Annotated in this window: 19 protein-coding genes; 9 read left to right on the plus strand and 10 right to left on the minus strand. The window is 44.8% G+C overall.

Annotated features, from left to right (window positions below):
- Positions 1-8 precede the first annotated feature (8 nt).
- From Q7A_RS15670 to Q7A_RS08875, 6 genes are all read right to left on the minus strand, one after another.
- On the minus strand, positions 9-296 hold the full coding sequence (locus Q7A_RS15670; protein ID WP_044326389.1) for a DUF5676 family membrane protein: 288 nt from the start codon (positions 294-296) through the stop codon (positions 9-11).
- Positions 297-550: 254 nt separating this feature from the next.
- Positions 551-1,210 (minus strand): methyltransferase family protein, encoded by a 660-nt coding sequence (locus tag Q7A_RS08855; protein ID WP_014707012.1) that lies wholly within the window; start codon positions 1,208-1,210, stop codon positions 551-553.
- Entirely contained in the window at positions 1,207-1,473 is a 267-nt protein-coding gene (locus tag Q7A_RS08860; protein WP_041354474.1) for a DUF2933 domain-containing protein, read from the minus strand. Before Q7A_RS08860 ends, Q7A_RS08855 begins: the two co-directional genes overlap by 4 nt.
- A gap of 486 nt (positions 1,474-1,959) precedes the next feature.
- Positions 1,960-2,376, minus strand: coding sequence for a hypothetical protein (locus Q7A_RS08865; protein ID WP_014707014.1), 417 nt, complete (start codon positions 2,374-2,376; stop codon positions 1,960-1,962).
- Between the two features lie 69 nt (positions 2,377-2,445).
- The gene (locus Q7A_RS08870) at positions 2,446-2,727 is read right to left on the minus strand and encodes a DUF2933 domain-containing protein (RefSeq protein WP_041354475.1); all 282 of its coding nucleotides are present in this window, start codon (positions 2,725-2,727) and stop codon (positions 2,446-2,448) included.
- Between the two features lie 52 nt (positions 2,728-2,779).
- Positions 2,780-5,317, minus strand: a complete 2,538-nt coding sequence (locus Q7A_RS08875) for a heavy metal translocating P-type ATPase (protein WP_041355081.1) — start codon at positions 5,315-5,317, stop codon at positions 2,780-2,782.
- A gap of 942 nt (positions 5,318-6,259) precedes the next feature.
- On the opposite strand from Q7A_RS08875, the gene Q7A_RS08885 reads away from it, so the two are divergent.
- From Q7A_RS08885 to Q7A_RS08930, 9 genes are all read left to right on the plus strand, one after another.
- Entirely contained in the window at positions 6,260-7,612 is a 1,353-nt protein-coding gene (locus Q7A_RS08885) for a TolC family protein (protein ID WP_014707020.1), read from the plus strand.
- On the plus strand, positions 7,612-9,507 hold the full coding sequence (locus Q7A_RS08890) for an efflux RND transporter periplasmic adaptor subunit (protein ID WP_014707021.1): 1,896 nt from the start codon (positions 7,612-7,614) through the stop codon (positions 9,505-9,507). The genes Q7A_RS08885 and Q7A_RS08890 overlap by 1 nt, the downstream gene beginning before the upstream one ends.
- Positions 9,504-12,674: an efflux RND transporter permease subunit gene (locus tag Q7A_RS08895; protein WP_014707022.1), complete on the plus strand. Its 3,171-nt coding sequence runs from the start codon at positions 9,504-9,506 to the stop codon at positions 12,672-12,674. Before Q7A_RS08890 ends, Q7A_RS08895 begins: the two co-directional genes overlap by 4 nt.
- A 71-nt stretch (positions 12,675-12,745) precedes the next feature.
- Complete coding sequence (locus Q7A_RS08900; protein WP_014707023.1) at positions 12,746-13,096, plus strand: copper-binding protein; 351 nt, start codon at positions 12,746-12,748, stop codon at positions 13,094-13,096.
- A gap of 941 nt (positions 13,097-14,037) precedes the next feature.
- Positions 14,038-14,982, plus strand: a complete 945-nt coding sequence (locus Q7A_RS08910) for a hypothetical protein (protein WP_014707024.1) — start codon at positions 14,038-14,040, stop codon at positions 14,980-14,982.
- Positions 14,975-15,958 carry an AAA family ATPase gene (locus Q7A_RS08915; RefSeq protein ID WP_014707025.1) on the plus strand — a complete coding sequence of 328 codons (984 nt, stop codon included), beginning with the start codon at positions 14,975-14,977 and terminating at the stop codon, positions 15,956-15,958. Before Q7A_RS08910 ends, Q7A_RS08915 begins: the two co-directional genes overlap by 8 nt.
- A 58-nt stretch (positions 15,959-16,016) precedes the next feature.
- On the plus strand, positions 16,017-16,280 hold the full coding sequence (locus tag Q7A_RS08920) for a hypothetical protein (RefSeq protein ID WP_089418526.1): 264 nt from the start codon (positions 16,017-16,019) through the stop codon (positions 16,278-16,280).
- Positions 16,281-16,282: 2 nt separating this feature from the next.
- Positions 16,283-16,696 carry a hypothetical protein gene (locus Q7A_RS08925; RefSeq protein WP_048480989.1) on the plus strand — a complete coding sequence of 138 codons (414 nt, stop codon included), beginning with the start codon at positions 16,283-16,285 and terminating at the stop codon, positions 16,694-16,696.
- 21 nt (positions 16,697-16,717) lie between these two features.
- Positions 16,718-17,485, plus strand: a complete 768-nt coding sequence (locus Q7A_RS08930) for a metallophosphoesterase (protein WP_014707027.1) — start codon at positions 16,718-16,720, stop codon at positions 17,483-17,485.
- 37 nt (positions 17,486-17,522) lie between these two features.
- Here Q7A_RS08930 and Q7A_RS08935 read toward each other — a convergent pair whose 3' ends face one another.
- Genes Q7A_RS08935 through Q7A_RS08950 form a run of 4 tightly spaced genes read right to left on the minus strand, consistent with a single transcriptional unit; the run spans position 17,523 to position 22,536 of the window.
- On the minus strand, positions 17,523-18,011 hold the full coding sequence (locus Q7A_RS08935) for a Mov34/MPN/PAD-1 family protein (protein ID WP_048480990.1): 489 nt from the start codon (positions 18,009-18,011) through the stop codon (positions 17,523-17,525).
- A complete protein-coding gene (locus Q7A_RS08940; RefSeq protein WP_202971525.1) occupies positions 18,004-19,620 on the minus strand; it encodes a HesA/MoeB/ThiF family protein in 1,617 nt (538 codons plus the stop codon). Before Q7A_RS08940 ends, Q7A_RS08935 begins: the two co-directional genes overlap by 8 nt.
- Before the next feature lie 46 nt (positions 19,621-19,666).
- Positions 19,667-20,935: a nucleotidyltransferase domain-containing protein gene (locus Q7A_RS08945; RefSeq protein ID WP_014707030.1), complete on the minus strand. Its 1,269-nt coding sequence runs from the start codon at positions 20,933-20,935 to the stop codon at positions 19,667-19,669.
- A gap of 11 nt (positions 20,936-20,946) precedes the next feature.
- A complete protein-coding gene (locus Q7A_RS08950; protein WP_044326390.1) occupies positions 20,947-22,536 on the minus strand; it encodes an SAVED domain-containing protein in 1,590 nt (529 codons plus the stop codon).
- Positions 22,537-22,568 lie beyond the last annotated feature (32 nt).

The following is a 22,568-nucleotide window of genomic DNA, read 5'->3' on the forward strand; positions in this document are numbered from 1 at the left end:
TCACGGATTTACTCCGAGTTGTGGCTTTTGGAGAACCACCGATACAAGGGAACGAACAAAAGTGCTATATACCAACCATAAAGATAGGCTTCCACCAAGCCAATTAAAAATCCCGACCACGTCAACCACTCAAAACCTGGCAGCAATGGTGCCCATGCCTCATACATGCGTATTTGTTGTGGGACAAGAAGACCGAAGCCCACACACAACAAATAACTGATTGCCAATAATAATGACAGACTTTTCCCCACCGGAACGACCCGTATCCTACATTCGTCTGAGTTCGAATTCTGCATGTTCTGTGTTCTCCTTTAGCTGACATAATACGAATGAACGATTTATTCCTCATGGGTATCGGGAGAGGCGGTAAGATTGAAAGCCAAAGCTTCGCGTCCTCACTGTACAACCCCGAATCGACCACCCCAAGCTACAACAGAAAATTGAGCCGGTAAATTTAGTCGGCTACCCCAAACTACTTATTTTCATTGATTCTAACTTGACGTCCCAAGTGAAAACCAGCAAGTCGAGAAACCGTCATTCTGGCAACTGTCTAGCCGTTTGTGCTGGTCGTTTTACGCCAGAAGGGGATAAACCGGGACGTCTTTTGAGCGTATTGTCGCCACAGCTCCCCGAATTCGGCTTCAGCAGCTCTCTCCTCACGTTTGGCGAGTCGCACGTACATGTAAACAAGCACGGGGTACATTGCAAGTGTCAGCAGTGTTGGCCATTGGAACAAAAAACCGGTCATGATCAAGATAAAGCCAAGATATTGTGGGTGCTGCATCCTGGCATATAATCCATGTGTGGCCAGGGTTTTTGCCTTTTGGGCGGCGTAGAGCTCTTGCCATCCTTTCGAGATTAGCCAGAATCCTCCACCGATCAGCGCGAAGCTGAGCAAGTGAAATGGACCAAAATGCGGGTTGGCTTCCCATCCGAACATCATCTCCAGCAAGTGGCCGGCATCGTGGGACAGCCAGTCCACTTGAGGGAAACGGGACTGCAGCCAACCCGACAGCAGGTAGATGGTCAGTGGAAATCCATACATCTCTGCAAATAAAGCAACAAGGAAAGCACTGAATGCGCTGAAACTACGCCAATCCGTGCGAGTTTTCGGTTTGAAAAAACTCAATGCAAAGAAAATGAAAACCGCCGAGTTGACAATGACCAAGCCCCACAAGCCGTAAGCCTGCATACTTTCATGATTCATCATTTTTGCTCCTCATCGTCTTCGGCCTTTTTGCCGAACAATCGGTCCATCGATCTGCCCTCTCGATAGAGGACGAAAAACATCAGCGGACACAGAATCAGAATCAAGTAAAGCGCCATTCCCCATAAATGGGCTCTATGCTCCTGTAGGAGAAGTAGTGCAGCAAATGCGGTAAAACCACACAGAACAAACCAGTATCGCCAATTGACATGCTTGTTCGGCTTTTCCATTTGGGAGTTATTTCTCTGGTGTGATTTCGGGTTCATTTTGGGTACCTGTCTTCGCTATGTGGGAATGTTGGCGTTTTGCTTCAGATCCTATTTTCAAGACTGAATGTGTACGCGGTGAAAACGCCAAGATTGATGCTAAGAATTGTCCGTGGCGTTCTGATCGACGGATCGGTAATACTCTTCTTTGAAGTCCATCCACCCGTCATGCATAGGTTGATACAGTGTTTTGTCAAAATTTCCACCATGCCGTCGATACATAAATGCGATGCGTCGTAGGAAAAACGAGCCTAGCGAATTTCTCATCAAAAGCGACTTCATCCAGACCGTATAGCTGGTCAATCTATGCAATGGCTCCGTTCACTTATTTATCCTTGGTCTGCCTCAAAGCCCGTGTGATGACTCACCAAACTGACTACTAAAACGCCCATTCGATGTACTAAGTGTTTCATCGCATTGCGCTATTTGTTTGAGAGATGGGGTGTCCCAGCATCGTGAAATTCGGATGCTGAACACCTAAACCAGCTATTTCTTGTGAATATGCTTGCGGAGTTTTTTCTCTTCCATCTGATGTTCTCCCATCTGGTTCATCATCATCTGCATCATATTCATTCGTTCATCCATCATGCTCATGCAGTCTTCCTTGCCTTTGTGTTCCATGGTTTTACCTTTCATGCCCCCATGCATCATTTTCATTCCTTTCTGCATGGCGGTCATATGATCCTCCATCATTTTGTGGCGTTTCTCATGGTCTTGTTCTTGTTGAATTTGATCCATCAGAGCTTGCATTTCCTGCATATGATCATGCATGGCAGTCATACCCTTATCCTGCATTTTCATGGTGTTGTCTTGCATTTTGTCATTATGCTGGTGGTCATCCTGGGCGAAAGCTGGCGCAGTAAGGATGGCGGTGATGATGAGTGATCGGGTAAGATTTTTCATGGTTATCTCCTAGGTTTACTTCAAGGGGAGGATTCCCCTCTGGTTTAACGGTTGTGACCTGACATGACACTACAGCCGGTCATTCGTTTTTTTTCGCCCATCTTCCAGACCACGGCGATAGGCTTCTTCCGCATCTTGGTGTTGATGTTCGTCTTTACTGTTTTCTCCATGATCGCCATGCCCCTTATGCATGAATATATGCATCAGTGGACACAACAAAATAATCAGAAATGGAAGATATGGAAGGATGTGGGCACTGTGATCAACGAAAATAAAATAGAGCGCCACTCCAATAAGTATAAGAGTTGCCATACCATGAAGGCTGGTCCAAAAACCGGGTTTGCTTGCCATCTAGTTTCTCCTATGCCGCCTTATAGACAGCGCTGTTAGATGTATGTCAGGGTCATTTATCAATATTCAGTTTCACCCGCTTAAGGCGCAGTGAGTTGCCAATCACCGACAAAGAGCTGGTTGTCATGGCGATCACCCCGATCATCGGATGAAGTAGGCCGACAGCTGCAATGGGTATCGCGGCCACATTGTAAAACCAGGCCCAAAACAGGTTTTCAACGATTTTCCGAAAAGTTGCACGGGACAGGCGAATAGCCTCCACCACCTTGGTTAGTTCACCTTTAACCAAGGTGACATCCGCAGCTTCAATGGCAACATCGGCGCCAGCACCGATAGCGATACCCACATTGGCCTGTTTCAGTGCCGGGGCGTCGTTGATTCCATCGCCCACCATGGCCACCAGTTGCCCATATTTTTCCTGCAGCCGCTTAATTGCATCCACCTTGCCTTCAGGCAAAACGCCCGCCATAACTTCGTCGATCCCCACCTGGTTCGCGACGTGGCGAGCTGTGCGTTCGTTGTCGCCTGTGATCATGACAGTGTGAATGCCCATCTCATGAAGCGCGGCAATGGCAGCTTTCGAGTCCTCTTTAATGGTGTCGGCCACGGCGACAATACCGGCTGCCTGGTCTCCGGCGGCAACCAGCATGGCGGTCTTACCCTCGTTTTCAAGACGGATCATGACTTCTTCGAGGTCGCCCAACTCTATATTGGCTTCGCTGAGAAGACGGCGGCTGCCCACGCGAATGAGCTGGTCGTCGACACGGCCTTCCACTCCTCGCGCAGTAATCGCTCGGAAGTCCACCACTGTAGGAACCTCCAGTCCCTTTTCCCGGGCGCCATTCACGATGGATTGCCCCAGAGGATGTTCGGAGCCGGCTTCCACAGATGCCGCGAACCTAAGTACATCGCTTTCATTGAAGCCGGCGGTAGCAATCACATCTGTGAGCGCGGGCTCGCCTCTGGTGATGGTGCCGGTTTTGTCGAGTACAACGGCCTTGATGTCCTTAAGAGACTGAATGGCCTCGCCGGAGCGGATAAGCACACCTAATTCTGCGCCCAGTCCCGAGCCCACCATGATGGCAGTGGGAGTGGCGAGCCCCAAAGCACAGGGACAGGCTATCACCAGTACGGAAATTGCCGAAAGTGTACCCAGCATCAATGGTGAAAGTTCCGGGTTAACCCATGGCAGGAACTCGGCACCCCAGTAAAGAATCGGCCGAAGCGACTCGGCGAAAATTAGCCAGATTACAAAGCTAGCAAGGCTGATCATGATAACCGCCGGGACAAACTTTGCGGTCACTCTGTCGGCGAATTCCTGGATGGGTATTTTAGAGCCTTGTGCCTGTTCCACCAGTCGGACAACTTGTGACAAAAAGGTATCGGCACCTACCCGAGTGGCGCGAACTTGCAGCATGCCTTCCTTATTAATGGTGGCTCCAATCACTGCTTCGCCGGGTCCTTTCTCCACCGGCACGGACTCGCCCGTGGCGATGGATTCATCCAGATGACTATTACCTTCGACAATTTCGCCGTCGGTAGGTACCTTGCCGCCAGGCCTAACCACCATGATGTCTCCGACCTGAAGCTCCGCAACCGCTACTTCAACTTCATGTCCTTCCCGTAGTACGGAGGCGGTTTTAGCACCCAGTTTTAGTAGTTTTTTGATCGCCTGTGATGCCCGCCCCTTGGCACGAGTTTCCAGGTAGCGGCCAAGCATATGGAAGGTCATGATGGTGGCGGCCATTTCAATAAAAGATGTCATGGGGTAGATAAATCCCACAAGCCCAATCAGGTAAGGGGGCAGGCTTCCCAAGGAAATAAGGACATCCATGTTGGCGGTGCGATTGGTAAGGGAACGCCAGGATGAGCGGTGGGTTGCCCACCCGCCTTGCAGGAAGACCACAGGAAAGCCAAGTAAAGCAACCCAAGTGAGATAGTTTGGCACCGGCACCCAGAACATATGCACCATCATCAATACCATAATCAATGTGGTTGGGATGGCGGCGAACCATAAACGCCTCCAAGCCTGTTCAAGGTAACGCTCTTCAACCGCCGCGTCGGCTTCCGCATTTCCCTGCGAACGACTTTCACTGATGGCTGCTACATCGTATCCCGCTTGCTCAATAGCTTCTTTGATGTTTTTTGTGTTTACTGTTACCGGATCGAAACTAACCGTCACCTTATGATTGGCAATGTTAGTTGAAATATCATTAATGCCGGTAAGGCGTTTGATGGAGGTTGAGACTAGCCCAGCACAATGATCGCTGCCCATGCTAGGTACTGTGAACAAGGCTTCGCTAGTTCCGCTAGACATTGGTGATGACATACTATCTACATCGTAGCCGGCCTTTTCGATTGCGTCCCAAATGTTCTTATCACTTAGCTGGTTTGGATCGAACTCCACAGTGACATGGTGGTTAGCTATGTTGGTACTGATATTGATGATGCCTGATAGTCGATTAATAGAAGCTGTTATGAGGCCAGCGCAGTGATTGCTGCCCATGCCGGACACCAAAAACTGTGTTGTTTCAACATCCGAAGTAGTTTTCGTAAGTTTAGATTTTGAGGGTTGTTCAGGTATGTCCATAGCTATCATCTAACTCCAATTTAGTATGCAAATAGTTAAGATGTTGTTGGGCAATTCAATCAGATTGATTTGCCATTATCTGGGAATTTTCCAGACAGTTAACATCAAATTTCGGAAACTGAGTTCGAACATTCCAGCATACTTACATCGATATGCATCTCGTGATTTATCAAAAAACCCGTCAACAAATATAGCTCCAATTTATCTTGTTGTAGAATCAATCTCGCTAACTAATATATGACGGCTAGGATCTCTAAGTTAGAGTTTCTAGCAGTAGAACAAAATAGATACTACACCTATAAGAAGATACTTAGATGCCTCTTTCAATATCATTACGTTTAGATTACAAAATCGTAATCATAAATTTCATAAAGTTGCGTATAATTGGATTTATGGATGATCTGTTTAGAAAGCTTTGATGCCATGTGGCGCTTGAAACTTGGATTATGGTGTGCAGGTCATTTTGTTATTAATTTAGACAATAAAGTATTATTGAAAAAATGCGCATAGTAAGTCTATTACTGCTTTGTTTTTCGTTGGCTTTCGCCAATGTTAGTTATGCGCAGAACCATGAAAAAAATTGCCCTATGGAGCAAGACGGCAGCATGAGTAATATGGATCATGCCAATATGCCAGACTGCTGTAATGATGCCGAGACTGCCGCTAAAACAGGTAAATCCTGTAAAGCAGATCAAGATTGCAGCATCTCTAATGTGGTTATCCTTTTTTCTGTTCCATCATGGAACTTCGTTTTCACTGATAGGCGTTTGGCACGAGCGGGTATACCGTTTGTGCCTACCTTGGCGCCTACTGACCTTTGGCGTCCGCCAACCTTAAGCTGATCCCATTTTTCCGTAGCGTTTCAAGCTGCGACTTATCTCCATGCTTGAAACATTTGCGTTGCATTTGCTGCAACGCCTCTGAATTCATCGGATCCAGCTTATGTCAAACTTATTTACCAGAGCCGTTGTGCTCAAAAGTTATTCGCCACCAATCTGGCGAATTCACTGGCTAAGCTTTATTGCATTATTGACTGCCAGTTTTGCAACTGCCGTCATGGCGCAACCACAAGTTTCATCTGAGTCACTAAGCCTTGAGAATGCATTGCAACTTGCTGAGCATCGCTCTCAGGCCTTGTTAGCGCAAGATGCTGCAGCGCAAGCCTCCCAAGAGCTGGCCATTGAAGCCGGTCAACTTCCCGATCCCATGCTGGAGTTATCTGTAAATAACCTGCCAGTCAATGGTCCCATGGCTTATAGCCTTACGGAAGATTTTATGACCTCTCGCAATATTGGCATTTCTCAGACATATACCCGTGAAGCCAAGCGCCATGCTCGTGCCAACGTGTTTGAACTTAAAGCAGATAAGGCGCAGATAACTAAAAAACTGACACTTACTGAAATTCGCCAAAACACTGCATTGGCCTGGTTTGATGGTTACTACCAGCAGCAAATGGTGGAACTTTTAACACGTGAGCAGCAAGAAGCAAGCTTACAAGTAGAGGCTGCCGAAGCTATTTATCGTGCAGGGACTGGCCCGCAGTCCGATATTTTTCTGGCCAAAACAACTGTGGCTGAAATCCAGGATCGTATTCATCAGGCTCAAGCACGTCTTGAAAATGCCAAAACGACGCTGTCGCGTTGGGTCGGAGATATTAACAATATCTCTTTAGACGCCGCGCCTGACATCACTCAGTCTCCGCTCGACACTCAGCATTTATATCATCAGGTAAGTGAACATCCAGATATTGCTGTAATGAGGGCTGAGGAGGCGGTTGCAATGGCTGAAGCCAAGGTCGCACGTCAAGAAAAACAGTCTGATTGGACTTGGTCAGTAATGTATGGCGAACGAAGTTCAGGTTTTTCGGACATGATTTCGATTGGTGTCAGCGTGCCGCTGCAATGGAATCAGGAGAGCCGCCAGGATCGTGTGGTAGCTGCCAAATTGGCCCAAGCGGACCAGGTGCGAGCAGAACGCGAAGAAATGACCCGAGAACATATTGCTGAGACAGCGCGCTGGCTCGATACCTGGAAAAGTAATTTAGTCCGACTCAGTGACTATGAAACGGCTTTGATCCCCCTTGCCAGCCAGCGCACTAATGCGGCACTCGCCGAATATCGTGGCGGTAAAGGTGAGTTACAGACGGTATTTGATGCCCGAAAAATGGAAATCGCTACGCGTCTAGAAAAACTGCGGATCGAAATGGAAACCGCAGCGCTTTGGGCCACATTGGAATATCTGATATTGCCCGATAGTACCGTCATTCCTTCATCCCGCACCATGGAGTTCAAATAATGAATCGCAAATACATTTTTTTATTTTTAGTCATGGCTCTGATGACGCTTATTGCTGGTTATGCTGCTTATCAATGGGGGATGCAGCAAGAGATGGACATGTCTTCATCGAGCTCAGAGAGCATGGCGGGTAATGCCAAGACCACTGAAGATCCTTCAAGTTGGGGGATTGCCGAAGGCGAAAAAGCGACCCGCCGTCATATCGACGCTGGGATTAAAGCCGGTGATATTGATCCGGTCACGGGCCAAAAGATTCTTTTTTACCAAGATCCGATGGTCCCCGGCAATAAATTCGAGACGCCCGGTAAGTCACCTTATATGGATATGATGCTGGTGCCAGTTTATAAGGGTAGCGCGGGTGGTGAGAGTGCAACCGATGAGCCCGGCGTTAGCATTAACTCCCGCCTACAACAAAATATTGGCATACGGACGGCTTTGGTAACCAAACAGGACATAGCGACGCAGGTGACAGCGGTAGGCGCTATTGCATGGAACGAGCGCGAGGAAGTGAATGTTCAAGCCCGTGCGCTGGGTTATGTGGAAAAACTTTTCGTAAAGGCCACCCTGGAGCAGGTCAATAAAGGCCAGCCGCTTTTGGCTATCTATGTACCTGACTGGGTGGCCGTACAAGAAGAATTTCTGGCTCTTAACAATATGCAAGGTGAAGGATTAGATGAACTGATAGCAGCCTCAATTGCCCGCATGCGCCAAGTGGGGATGAGCGAAGCACAAATCCGTCAGGTAAAAAGCACCGGCAGACTTCAAACGCAGCTGATTATTACCGCCCCCATTGATGGCGTCATCACAGAATTAGTTGCCCGCGAAGGCATGACCATATCAACCGGTTCCACATTGATGCGTATTAATGGATTAGACCCCGTCTGGGCGAATGCTGAGGTACCGGAGAGTCAGATTGCATTACTCAATCCTGGTGATCCCATCACCGCCAGCAGCCCGGCTTTTCCCGGCAAACAATTTAAAGGTCAAATACAAAGATTATTACCGGAAGTGAACCCTATAACACGCACCCTTAAGGCGCGTGTGGTGTTGGACAATCCACAGGGTGAATTGGCGCCGGGAATGTTCGTCAATATGCAGTTGGCAGGCAAACAAATTAACGATGCGCTGATGGTGCCAACCGAAGCGCTTATCCGAACGGGCAAACGCACCTTAATCATGCTGGCGCTCGATAACGGCAGTTTTCGCCCGGTTGAAGTCATAACCGGACGCGTAACTGATGATAAAACCCAAATCCAGCAAGGACTGCAGGAAGGTGAACGGGTTGTGGTATCAGGTCAGTTTTTGGTGGATTCAGAAGCCAGCCTGAGAGGTGTTGAAGCGCGACTAAGTGACGATAACACGTCGAAAGTCGATGACCATTCAATGTCTGAGATGACAATGGAAACTCATCAGACCGAGGCACAAATCGAAGCCATAAACGGGCAGATATTGACTTTGACCCATCCGGATATTCCCAGCCTGGAGTGGCCGGGTATGACCATGGACTTTGAACTTTCGTCATCATTCAATCCAGATGAACTGACGGTGGGTGAGCAAATTGAAATTGCCTTTCGTTTAGAAAAAGGCGCGGCGCCATTGATTGTGGAGTTACAACCGCGCTCAGCAGATCTTGAAATGGTAATGGAGAGTCATCAGACGCAGGCAAAAATCGAAGCTATAGACGGGCAGATTTTAACGCTGACCCATCCAGATATTCCCAGCTTAAATTGGCCGGGCATGACCATGGACTTTGAACTGTCATCCTCGCTGGATCCCGACGGGCTAAAAGTGGGCGAGCAAATAGCAATTGAGTTTCGCTTAGAAAAAGGCTCGGCACCTAAAATTATCGACCTGCAGCCTTTGTCAGCCGAGACTGAAATGGAAGGTGCAAAATGATTGCTAGACTCATACGTTGGTCGATCGACAACCGTTTTCTGGTGTTATTGGCGACGCTGATGATGCTTGCCTGGAGCTTGGTATCTTTATCACGCACGCCGCTGGATGCGCTGCCTGATCTCTCGGATGTTCAGGTGATAATTAAAACGAGCTGGCCGGGACAAGCACCACAATTGGTCGAGGATCAGGTGACTTATCCATTAACCACGACCATGTTATCGGTGCCCGGTGCCAAAGTGGTTCGTGGTTTATCATTCTTCGGCGATAGCTATGTCTATGTCTTGTTCGAAGAGGGTACCGATCTGTATTGGGCCCGCAGTCGGGTGCTGGAATACCTTAATCAGGCGCAGTCAAGGCTGCCGGATACGGCAAGTTCCTCAATCGGTCCGGATGCCACCGGTGTGGGTTGGATCTATCAGTATGCTTTGGTAGATAAATCCGGTACTCAGGATATTTCGCAGCTGCGCGCTTTGCAGGATTGGTTTCTTAAATTCGAACTGAAAACCGTCGCCAATGTAGCAGAGGTCGCAACTGTCGGCGGCATGGTCAAGCAGTACCAGGTGGTTGTCGATCCCGACAAATTAGCCACTTATCGCATACCGCTTTCCCGTGTTATTGAGGCTATCAATAATGGTAATCAAGAGACCGGCGGCGCGGTGCTGGAGATGGGGGAAGCGGAATATATGGTTCGCGCCTCGGGCTATTTGCAAAGCTTGGAAGATTTTCAATCTATTCCCTTACTAACCACTGATGCTGGTATATCAGTGACATTGGGCGATGTCGCGCATATTCAAATCGGCCCTGAAATTAGGCGGGCTATCAGCGAGCTAAACGGAGTCGGTGAAGCTGTGGGGGGCATCATCGTGATGCGTTCTGGCAAAAACGCCCTGACCACCATTGCTGCTGTGAAAGACAAATTGAAAACGCTGCAAAAGAGTTTGCCCGAGGGTGTTGAGATTGTGACGGTTTATGATCGCTCTGGGCTAATAGAACGCGCTGTCGATAATCTCACAGAAAAGCTTATTGAAGAATTCATTGTGGTGGCATTAGTGTGCCTTATTTTCTTATTCCATCTTCGTTCAGCCTTGGTGGCGATTGTTTCACTGCCACTGGGGATCTTGATGGCTTTTATTGTGATGCACTGGCAGGGGATCAACGCTAATATCATGTCACTTGGCGGTATTGCCATCGCTGTCGGTGCTATGGTCGATGCAGCGGTGGTGATGATTGAAAATGCCCATAAACATTTAGAACGCTGGTACGAAAAATATCCCGGATTAAAGCTTGAGGGCGAAAGACGCTGGAAGGTGATAGGTGATTCTGCCGTCGAGGTGGGCCCCGCGCTGTTTTTCTCGTTGTTGATTATTACACTGTCTTTTATCCCAATTTTCACTTTGGAAGCTCAGGAAGGCCGACTATTCTCTCCATTAGCATTTACCAAGACTTATGCAATGGCCGCAGCAGCTGGCCTTGCTGTAACGCTTATCCCGGTACTAATGGGCTACCTTATCCGGGGCAAAATTCCGGCTGAACAGGCTAATCCACTAAACCGTTTTTTAATTGCTTTGTATCGACCTTTATTGGCAGGCGTACTCAAGTTTCCAAAGATGACCTTAGTGGTCGCTAGCGTATTATTACTGACAAGTTTATGGCCTTTACAACATATCGGCAGTGAGTTTATGCCACCGTTGGATGAAGGGGATCTGCTTTACATGCCTAGTGCTTTACCCAGTCTATCTGCCGGTAAAGTAGCCGAATTGTTACAGCAGACTAATCGAATGATCAAAAGCGTGCCGGAGGTAAAAACCGTCTATGGCAAAGCCGGACGTGCGGATACGGCAACTGATCCTGCGCCACTGGTTATGTTTGAAACTACCATTCAGTTCAAACCCCGTGAAGAGTGGCGGCCGGGTATGACCAAAGAAAAATTGATCGCCGAATTAGATCGGACAGTAAAGGTGCCTGGCCTGACCAATATCTGGGTACCACCGATTCGTAACAGACTTGATATGCTGGCTACCGGTATCAAGAGTCCTGTGGGCGTAAAAGTTTTGGGGGAAGACTTAAACGTTATTGATGGCATTGCTGGCGACATTGAAAAAGTCCTCAAAGATGTACCTGGGGTCACCAGTGTTTTTGCTGAGCGCCTCACCGGTGGTCGTTACGTCGATGTTGATATTAAACGTGATGCCGCGGCGCGTTATGGCCTTAATATTAATGATGTGCAGTTGATTATCAGTTCGGCTGTGGGAGGCATGAATATTGGCGAAACGGTGGAGGGATTGCAGCGCTTTCCCATTAATGTTCGCTACCCCCGAGAGATCCGGGATTCACTAGCCTCGTTACGGACCTTGCCTATCGTGACTATTAGCGGCCAGCAGTTGATACTGTCAGATGTTGCGAACATTAGCATCAGTGACGGTCCACCCATGGTGCGCAGTGAAAACTCGCGGTTAGCGGGGTTTGTGTATGTTGATATTCGGGATCGGGATTTGGGTTCGGCGGTAACCGATATGCAGCAAATCGTCTCGGAGCAAGTGGATTTGCCGACCGGCTATTCAATCACCTGGTCCGGACAATTTGAGTATCTTGAACGCGCCACTGCCAAGCTCAAGCTAGTTGTGCCTTTCACTTTGCTTATTATCTTTGTGTTGTTCTACCTCACGTTTAAGAATTTTGGCGAAGCATTGCTGTTGATGGTGACTTTGCCATTTTCTTTAGTGGGCGGCATCTGGCTGCTCTATCTGTTGGGCCATAACTTGTCAGTGGCAAGTGTGGTGGGTTTTATTGCGCTAGCCGGGGTCGCAGCTGAATTTGGCGTCATTATGCTGCTCTATCTAAAGCAAGCCTGGCAAAAACGGTTGGATGAACAAAAAGATACGGAGGCTGATCTGCTTGATGCCATCGCTGAGGGCGCAGTACTCAGGGTTAGACCCAAGGCCATGACAGCGACCGTTATCTTGGCCGGCCTGTTACCGATAATGTTTGGTAGCGGCACTGGTAGTGAAGTGATGCAGCGCATTGCGGCACCAATGGTAGGCGGCATGGTGACGGCACCGCTGTTGTCGATGCTAGTGATCCCGGTGATTTATCTACTGATTCATAAAAAGCGTGCACAGCGGCAGACGAAAAACCAACCAATTCAATCACAAACAAATAACGAGTGATGAATCACGCCGGGACATTTAACGTGCTTTGACCTAGCTTTTTATTTTTTAACGCACTGGAGAAAATTAAAATGAAAAAATTATTAGTAAGTTCTTTGACGATCATTCTGTCCTTTTCGGCAACGTCGATATTAGCGGAGCAGAAAATGAATCATGACGAAATGAAGAAGATGGATCCTAAAGTCGAGACATCGGATCAACCGAACAGCCACTCCGCTATAGGTACCGTCACTAAAGTCGATGCCAGCTTAAAAAAAGTAACTTTGGCTCATGCACCGGTTGAAAGCCTCAACTGGCCGGCCATGACCATGGGATTTTCAGTTCAGGATGATAAATTATTCAACAAGCTTAAGGTGGGCGAAACGGTTGATTTCGAGTTTATTAAAGCAGAACAAGGTTATGTCATCACTTGTGTGAAATAACTTATGAAACTGAAAGACTATTATGGAGTACATATGGATACTGTGAATTGTCTAAATGCAGGTTCCAACCAAAGCGAACTTAAAATTACCAAAGGAGATTATTATGAACATACATCTAGGCGATACCGCCCTAGACTTCGAAGCGAATACCACTGAAGGGATTATCAATTTCCATGATTGGCTTGGTGACGGATGGGGCATACTTTTCTCCCATCCGACCGATTTTACTCCCTTGTAAAACTGGTCAGCACCTAAAGTGCTGACCCAAACATTTTAATTTCTGATAATACCAATCCTACATTTTTTGTTCTTCTCAGATAAAACGATGTCGTTATATGAAATTACGCATTTTTGTCCACCGGCTTCGCTGCGACTAAATGTCTTGTAGCAAGCGGTTTCCAGTACTTGAAATCATCCTTGGACTCATGTTTTTAAGCCTATCAACCACCGTATCAGATAACTGTCGAACAAAAGCTTTGACCCAACTCTTTCTGATAAGTATCTCATTATCGACATTGCGTACAATTAACTCGTTTTCTTTTGGTGTCGGCTCAACTTACCTGCCTCCAACTTTGGCTGTGCACGGCAAAAAGACTTCGAGGGACACAGTCACTGGTATGACCTGCAGAAAGGACAATACATTCAAGGCTTGGTAGCGTAGGAGGGCAACGAGCGTTGTGTATATGTGGTGACGCTGGAGCCGGAACCCGAAGATGCCCAGATCCATAGTCGCTGGCCAAGAGTGGTTCAATTAGGGGAAAGAAGTATCAAAATCTCTTAAAAACGTAACGGTTACTAACTACACAAACTACGCATAAAATATAATGTAACATATTACTATTGCGAAATAAGTGTATGATATATATAATAAAATAACTTGACATCCCGATTCATCCTTCATTATTCTCTGCTTCAAAGTTGGAGTGGTTTAGGAGAATGAAGTGGAAGAAGAAGAGACGGTAGGGAAGCTTATAAAATTTGAAGATTGGGCTTTTGTCAGGTTCAGTTCGGAGTTATCAGTTGCTGGCTTTGATGTAGAGAAAGAACAAGCGAGGGTGAGTACTCCTGTGGTTGCAATAGATATTGAATCGCATATAGCAACAACCCAATCTGGCTCTCGATATAAACTTGGAAAAACGTCCAGTGGTTTACATCGTCTGGCCAAAATTATTTTAGCCACCAGATTTTCAAATCGACGCTTCACCATCATGTCACCTGGAGAGGAGGGGGATAATAAGTCAAGAGGCTCTGTTCTTCATCAAGCTAGAAGCCTTATCAATGCTTTCCAACAAAATCCCTATCCGCCTTATCAGAGTAAAGCCAGCAAATTGTTAAGAAAAGAATTTACGAGCACTTCTGATTGTTTTCATGTTCTTTCTTTTTGTCGTCATAATTTTCTATTCATTGGCAAATCCCACGATGAATTTACGCTTTGGAATGAATTTGCTTTGAGTCATCCTTGCAGTCAAGAAGTTGAAGAGATTTTCACTCAACAAAACTATCAGCGCTTCTTAGCCACCGAGAAAGCGAGTCAGCATTTAGAACGAGATGAGCTTTCTAAAGTCGTCATCGATTCTGATTTCCCCATCATTTTTTCAAGATCACTTTGGGATGAAATGTGTCGTCTATCGACGGTAATGATGAACAAACTCGTTGATTTAACCAATCAGAAAAACGCATCCCCATTAGCATTATCCCCGCCGACCAAGGAGGCAAGGATAAGTTGGGCACTAGATAACCGGACATCTTTCCACTCCAGAAAAAGTGCTAAAGATGATCTAATCGAGACTTTCAATAGCAATTATTACCTTCTAAGCATATTGGATAGACATTATCGGGCTGTTCAGGCTATTTATGACTTAAAAGGAGAGCAGGAAAATGACTAAGAAAACGCCATTTATCCGTTTATACGATAAACAAGCCTTATTAAAGCGACGCGAAACTCTCTCCAAGGATGTTGTCCAGCAGACCAAAATGATGTTTGAGCGATTACCTGAGGTCCGAATTCGGTCGCAGCTCAGTATCGAACAAATAAAAGAAATTGTGTCTCAATTACGGCGTGAATTCCCCAACTTTTCTGAAGCAACAGACTACATTAATCAACAACTCATACTCTCTGCTGCGAGCACTTCAAAGGGCAGCTATTTCTCGCCTTTGTTATTGCTGGGTCCACCAGGGATAGGAAAAACGCATTATGCAAGAGAACTGGCCAACCTATTAGGGGTGGGATTTGAAAAAATAGATCTGTCGACAACCACCGCTGTAATGGTGTTGTCTGGTTCATCTTCGCAATGGGGTAATTCCAAGCCCGGTATCGTTGCATCGCATCTTTTGCAAAATCACAGGGCTAATCCTGTGTTGGTTTTAGATGAGATTGATAAAGCAGGTCAGAAAACGGGTGATGCTACTAATGCCTTGTTGACGCTACTTGAGCCTGAAGCGGCAAGAGAGTTTCAGGATGAGTTTGTGCAAGTGCCAATGGATGCCTCACATATTTGCGTTATCGCCACCGCCAATAACGTCGATCCTATTGAAGAGCCGATTTTAAGTCGATTTAAGAAGATCACCGTTTCTGAACCAACACCAGATCAATTGAGACAAATTGCCCCTTATGCACTTGATAGTTTGATCAAGCAGTCTGAAATTGAACCTATTATGACTGCGACTCTAGGTACGGATGCACTCAATGCCTTACAGCTACAACAAATAAACGTTCGTCAGTTGAATGAGATATTGCGATTAGCTATGTTTTATGGCGTGCAAGATAAGTCTCGTCAGTTAACTGAATTTCACATCACCAAAGCCGTTAAACATATACAGGGTGATAGTGCAAAGCCCAAACCGAAAAAAAACCTTCATTAATCGGTCACATTTTAGCAGAGGCAATCATATGATTAACGTCCCCCCAGGAAGTATTGTAATGACAGACTGGAACATTCTGATCATTGAGTATGAGAGCGACGTTATCGAGAAATTTTTGGGTTACGACATAAATACAGGAGAGTTTCGTTTTAGCTCTGCCATAAAAGAGTATGACCCCCATACCAATAGAGGAACCACGACGACGGGTTCTCGATATTGTTTTCTGACGCCGCCCGGAAGGCTTCACCCGAAGGCTCAGAAGGCCTATGACGATTTCTGCAAAGTGAAAGAAGTGAACATCAAATTAAAATACGAGTTTTAGCCATGCATAAGACGTTAACGGATGCACTCTATTCAAATTGTCCTATCATTTACCGAAATCGAGATGCAGCAGACACGGAAAATCGAACGTTGATGGTTTGGGGCTTTCTCTGCGGCTCAGGCTGGTTCGATTTACTCTTAAACCTCTCAGATTCACTAGAAAAAAACGCTCGTAGGCAACAACAGATGGGCATTCCAGAAAGTAAACTGCCAATGATCAGTCAGGTGAAAGAAAAATTTGGCGGGCTGAGGGTCTATATGAAAAATGGCAGCCCAGAGTTATATGCATTGATTGAAAAAGCTCAACATGCTTCTACATCAATCTGTGAGTGTTGTGGCGATGATGGAAAGATGGTGGTTGTAGACGGTTGTGTGATGACACGCTGTAACAATCACATCGGTCACGTCGCTAATTAATCGTAACACTTCAAGGTTTTTATGAAATTTCAACTTTTTTCTGACTTACATCTTGAGATGGGGGACAGCTTCATCCCACCGGACTCCGATGCCGACGTCATCATTTTGGCAGGCGATATTAATACTGGATTAAAAGGGCTTGAATATGCTGTCGAGCTTATTAAGCACTTGGGTAAAGATGTTATTTATGTGCCTGGCAATCATGAATTTTACCGTTATGACATCGGGTTACTGCGTGAAGAGATGGCGTTATTAGCCAAAGCGCATTCTAAGCTTCACTTGCTTGATAACGATATAGTCAAAATACATGGTGTACGTTTTATAGGGTCCACCTTATGGACAGACTATGCACTTGATGGAAGTCTCGATAAACAGAAAACAATGGACTTTATCGGCTTTTACTTAAACGATCACCGGTTGATAAAAACTGGCGATAAACGTTTTAAACCACAAGATGCACTTGTACTTCATCAAGAATCAAAGTTATTTCTGCAGCAGAAGCTTAGTGAGCTATTTGATGGTAAAACCGTGGTGGTGACACACCATGCACCGAGCTTACTTTGTCATCATCCTGATTTTGAGATGGATGACATGGCTGCCGCCTTTATTTCGGATTGTGATGATTTACTTAACCATTCTGATGTCTGGTGTTTTGGCCATACGCATGCAAACATTGATATGGATATTAATGGGTGTAGAGTGCTGAGCAATCAAAAGGGGTATTTTCGTGAGAGGATGCCACATCCTTTCAGGCCAAATTTAATAATTCAAGTAGATGATTTAGATTAACTTTGCTCAACGTCACGATCTGGCACATTACATAATTCTAACTTTCTTCTTTAAGTTGGATCCACTGGTCAGAAACATAGTTACTAGCTAACCACACAGTTATATTAGATGATGACATTGTATTGCCAATAATTATTTGAAGAAACCCATTCATTTCTCCTTTTGATGCACTTAGATACTTCTGTGTAGTAATTTTGTCTTCATGCGATGGCTTTGGATGGAGTTGTGGATGGGTGTGCCAGAGACCTACGGCGTAAAGCCCTTTATTGAAAAAGTATTCTCTATCTTTATTAATATTATTTAAACATGGGTTAAAACTGTTTCTAGATCGAAAATCTTCTTTGTAGGGGCCGGTAGCGACTGAAACTGAAACTACGGAACTATCAGGGTTTTCACTAAAAATTTGGCCTCCCGCTTCTTTGTCTGACTTTCTGACTTGTGCATACTTGAATATATGTTCAAGTACTTTTCCTGTCAGATGAATCAGTCCTGCTTGATTAGGCAAAATAAAATACCGATCATTCAAAATCAAATTCCGTAATGATGCCATCATAGTCGCGAGCAAAAGACGCCCATTGTTTGAGTTTTAGACCGGGATAACATTTATCAAGGTAGTTTTGGCCCCTAATCCAATGCCTAACGATGGGGTGTACTACTTTTAGGTCTATAACATCCAATGCTGCCTCCGTTATTAATGCTACTGCATGTGAAGCTGATGCAGATGTATAACATTGAAAGCTGCTGCTACAGGCTGGTTCATTGACTATAACTTCGTTGGGCCAATCAACTACGTTCAAACTATTTAGTCTGTCTATATTGTCTGTTATCCAAAAATTATCAGTTGGCAAAATACATGCGTGAGCAGAAGCAGCATATGGTTCCATCCACCCAATTAAAAGGTTTACCTTATACTTTTTCCGCTCTTGATTGACTATAAGTCGAACACTTGGCTCCCCGGTGAGATCTAGGATAATATCAATATTTCTCAACGTGTGATTTTTAAGCCATTGTTGAATAGACATAGAAAACCCATGTGCATCACAGCTAACCCATCTCACAGCTATACTTTCTGCCAATCGCTCTACTTTATAAAAACCGATTGAGTCTGCTCCTAATGTGTGACGACCAATATTGGCAGAATTTAAAGTGTCACCATCAACTAATGTCAGCTTGCCAATTCCAGATTTTGCAAGCTGTTCTGCTACAGGACTACCCAAAGCACCTGCGCCAATGATTAATGCGTGTTTTTGCTGTCTATCGAGATATTCTGGATGTTGATCCCTTCCAGTAGTCCAGCTTACATCCAATCGCTCGACCTTAAGAGGAATTAGTCTTTTGCTAGGAAATGATTTGTTGGAGTAGCCTTTCTTAATCTTTAAAGCTGGACCATCGGGTAAAAGATACCCAAAGGAACAGTCAGCTGCTCTAAAAACGACAATTTTATGAATACTCCTTTTTTTTCTCCCTACAGATTCTAAATACTTATCTGCATCAATAGATCCTAGTTTAGCTTTGATTAGTCTTTGTATATCTTTTAAGTTTTTGGGCCAAGTTTCTGGAGTGAAAGGGAATGAAATAGGTATTTCACATACCATCACACTTGATATGTTACTTCCGCAACTAATTGCATTAACGTAGCGATTTCGTATTGATGAGTCATTACCGGCGATGACAATGCGTATACTTTCTATGTAAGGCGATTTATACACTCTCGGTAAATCAACTTTATGATCTGTTGTATAAATTTTCACTACGGGTTGAGTTGATGTTAAATATCTTGAGTAATGTATTGCCCAATAATTCATTGCCTCTTTGGCAAAGTGGTCGTCCAAATCCCCTCTTGACCATGGCTCTATAAACGAGGAATAAAATAGATCAATGATTTGCTCAATTCGCTCTTCTGGTGAACATCCGCTTAATGGGCCAGGGTCACCATCAATACAAAGGTTCCCATGGTTTTCTATATGAGGAATTTTCAGAATATATTTTTCTGGAAGCGAAATTTTTGCTAATCCCTTGTCAGCAAAGTCACTAGGAATCTCGATCCAAGCTGTATCAATAGCTCTTTCATTAGATAAATCTGGAATCCAAAGTGGAAATCGTCGAGAGGAATTGGATGTTTCTATTTCATCCAATAGATACTTATGCTCACGAAGAAATTGATCAAACCCTTTCTGCAATTTAAGCTAAGCCTTTGGTTGGTGGCGCTTTGTGAGCTTGAGTTGGTCTGTTTTGAGCCAAACCACTTATAATTGGGGATGGTGGGCTCTGAGTAGCTGTGCAGCCGAAGACCTCCTTAATTATTTGTCTTCTGGAATCTAGATTATCGGCGGCAAGAATTTCATTCAAATTTTCTTTTAATAGATTTGTCCATATATCAAAAGAATTCTTCAATTGTGGATTTTCATTCCACTTTTCAGCAAAATTTTCACCTTCAACTGTTGGATTAGAAATCCAATAATCATTAGCTCGATGTTCGATCATATATGGCATCAACTCCACCAGGTCGAGGAGGAGCTCAATCGGATGTGTGTAAACTGCTCCTTTATCAGCCAAGCCTTCGTAGCACTGTGTTAACAGAGTCACGATAATTATCGAGATAGGTTTTAAATTAGGTTCAATATAGTTACGTTTAACGGACATATCCCTATGCCTTTTTAAGAGTCGAATTGCTACGCGTAAGGTGTCCGAAATTTCAACTTCTTGTGCAGGAACAGGAATAACACTATCTAAGCTATAGCTTTCTTGCATCGAATTTTCTATAAGCCATCGCAGTAAAGGTCTGGAAGACTGATCATTTACCCAGCTTGAGAATCCTTCAGGGTTTGAGGTCTTCCACTGTCTAGAAGGAGTATTGACAACAGCTAAAGCTTTGTCTCTGTAACGATTACTTGGAGAAAGAGCGATTTGATTGGTAGCTGTCTGGGGCACCTTATTTAGCGGCGTCGAAGGTGTAAACTCGATATAGTATCTGCGTCCTTTAAAATCTACTTTCCAGCATCTCCTTTTAGCTTCAGGCTCCCACTCTTCAATAGCAAGACCAACTTTATCGAAAAAATCCATTGGATCATTAACTTCAATCATGGATAAATCGACAGAACAAACCGCATCAATGTCAAATTTTGAATTGTCTGGTGATCTAATTAAAGTTTTAGTGCTCACTGAACCCTGAGGGATAATACGTATGGACTCATTCGGCCAATGTAATTTTTCAACTAATTTATTAGCGATTTTGTCATAATCGACTGATGCTTCACCGAAAATACTTTCATCAACCTTTATGTGGTCATTAACCATCTTTATGTCTAGAGCTAACGCTTCAAGATGACGTCTCGAGTCTTGAATGCTATCCATGACAAGAGATTCTCGCAAAGTTTTAGTTATTTGCGTGTTGTTTTTACGTCTAGCCATAGCCTCATTTACGAGGTATGAATAATGTGTATCTGCCATTTTAATATCCTTCATCTGAGACTAATGCTATGTTGCAGTTCGCTTTCAAAATCAACTGACAAAACTTCGTTTCCAGTTATATCGAGAGCTGGTACGAATGGCTTTGAACCATCAGGTCTATCATAGACTCTGTATGTTGAATGGTTACCGGCTTGTAACATCTGACCAAATTTAAAAAGTGAACTGGCAGGAGATACCCCAAACACATGTATCATCTTTGAACGCCAGGAATCTTGAATCGTGTTTATGGCTTGCCGTGCTAAGCTTGAAAAAGACTCTAGTCGCTCTTGAGAATGGATGCAGTTTGGATTTGGATTGCTGTTGGTAATTCTGACCCACCCAATTTTCTTTTCTTGAATTGCCTTTACAAGCTCCTCAGGCAGTGACCTCATGTCGAGAGTAGCTGTGAGCTCTAATGATAGGATCGTCTCTGTAGAATTAATGGGATTAGCTACTTCATATGAAATATCGAATGTAGAAGTTATGTTCAAATCTTGGTTTTGCCACTGCCATGATGACCTTTCACGGTCATACTGAAAAAGTTGTATATTTCTAGCTTCACCGATAACCCTACCGGAAAGAACCAGCACAGGAACTAAATGGAGTGGAAAGATGGCTAAATAATCAGGTGAAATAACTGATGACTGAGAAGGCTTATTGCTTGTGAAGGCAATCAATTCTCGAATGTCTGACTCATGCTCATGTAAAAAGTGTCCCCAAAAACCAGGGCGACCTCGATCATCCCTCTGTGTTCTTCGAATCATATGTCTGATTTCGGGTAAAGGACTGAGCTCTCGTCTCAGAACTGATTCACGTAGTTCAGCCAAAGATACATTTGTGGGAATTTGTGCTAAGTCTGCAAGCAGCGTTATTATCTGTGCAGTTGGATAGCGCAAACTATCCAGGAGCTTAGCAACACGAACTGTATGGTCTTCCCTCATTTGCTTTAAATATGAGACAGAATGTTTATTAACATCGATTCTATCTACAAGCCTATGATGTGCATCGCACATTAACATGATGTTTTCAGGGTCGTCTGATGAGTTATGGGAATGTTCATTCCCTCTTGGACCATCAGGGTCAGAAGCTACTATATGTGCTAAATATGCAACTCTTGCAATTTTTGTCGTTAGTGGGGTAGACCCAAGATCTTGTCCACACCCGCGATACATACATCTTCCTGCAGCATCATGCCAAACCATAGCAGCCGTATGGTTTGATATGGCTTTCCCACGACCTTTAAGAAATAATTTATCTCTTGAAGCCTTTAGATCAGTAATATCCCTGACCTGAGCTTCAAGCAATACCCAATCAGGTTTTGAAGTATAAATGTTATCCAATTCTTTAAATGGAAGCTCTATACGTTGCAGAAGTTTCGATTTTGATAACAATTTTAGGGTTTTTACGGTCTCAGCGCCTAAGTCACCAATAAACAATGGTGTAGGCTTTGAGCATACCTCAAATACCTTGAATAAATAGTTCGCATGAGCATAAGCTACGCGTGACTCATTAGAGTGGTGTAAACAAAGCCATGCTGCCAGTTCAAGGTCAGAAAAACCTTCCGGCAGCTTTTCCTCAGGCTTCAACGTATTTCCTTGCATTTGTGTTTAGGTTCATCACGCGGTTATAAGTA

The organism is Methylophaga nitratireducenticrescens, from assembly GCF_000260985.4.
GTDB classification, from domain to species: Bacteria; Pseudomonadota; Gammaproteobacteria; order Nitrosococcales; family Methylophagaceae; genus Methylophaga; species Methylophaga nitratireducenticrescens.

Coding starts and splice junctions, on each gene's coding strand:
- Q7A_RS08950 (WP_044326390.1), bottom strand. CDS start 22,536: ATGCAAGGAAATACGTTGAAGCCTGAGGAAAAGCTGCCGGAAGGTTTT.
- Q7A_RS08915 (WP_014707025.1), top strand. CDS start 14,975: ATGACTAAGAAAACGCCATTTATCCGTTTATACGATAAACAAGCCTTA.
- Q7A_RS08925 (WP_048480989.1), top strand. CDS start 16,283: ATGCATAAGACGTTAACGGATGCACTCTATTCAAATTGTCCTATCATT.
- Q7A_RS08900 (WP_014707023.1), top strand. CDS start 12,746: ATGAAAAAATTATTAGTAAGTTCTTTGACGATCATTCTGTCCTTTTCG.
- Q7A_RS08855 (WP_014707012.1), bottom strand. CDS start 1,210: ATGATGAATCATGAAAGTATGCAGGCTTACGGCTTGTGGGGCTTGGTC.
- Q7A_RS08885 (WP_014707020.1), top strand. CDS start 6,260: ATGTCAAACTTATTTACCAGAGCCGTTGTGCTCAAAAGTTATTCGCCA.
- Q7A_RS08870 (WP_041354475.1), bottom strand. CDS start 2,727: ATGGCAAGCAAACCCGGTTTTTGGACCAGCCTTCATGGTATGGCAACT.
- Q7A_RS08875 (WP_041355081.1), bottom strand. CDS start 5,317: ATGGACATACCTGAACAACCCTCAAAATCTAAACTTACGAAAACTACT.
- Q7A_RS08890 (WP_014707021.1), top strand. CDS start 7,612: ATGAATCGCAAATACATTTTTTTATTTTTAGTCATGGCTCTGATGACG.
- Q7A_RS08930 (WP_014707027.1), top strand. CDS start 16,718: ATGAAATTTCAACTTTTTTCTGACTTACATCTTGAGATGGGGGACAGC.
- Q7A_RS08865 (WP_014707014.1), bottom strand. CDS start 2,376: ATGAAAAATCTTACCCGATCACTCATCATCACCGCCATCCTTACTGCG.
- Q7A_RS08895 (WP_014707022.1), top strand. CDS start 9,504: ATGATTGCTAGACTCATACGTTGGTCGATCGACAACCGTTTTCTGGTG.
- Q7A_RS08860 (WP_041354474.1), bottom strand. CDS start 1,473: ATGAACCCGAAATCACACCAGAGAAATAACTCCCAAATGGAAAAGCCG.
- Q7A_RS15670 (WP_044326389.1), bottom strand. CDS start 296: ATGCAGAATTCGAACTCAGACGAATGTAGGATACGGGTCGTTCCGGTG.
- Q7A_RS08920 (WP_089418526.1), top strand. CDS start 16,017: ATGACAGACTGGAACATTCTGATCATTGAGTATGAGAGCGACGTTATC.
- Q7A_RS08945 (WP_014707030.1), bottom strand. CDS start 20,935: ATGGCAGATACACATTATTCATACCTCGTAAATGAGGCTATGGCTAGA.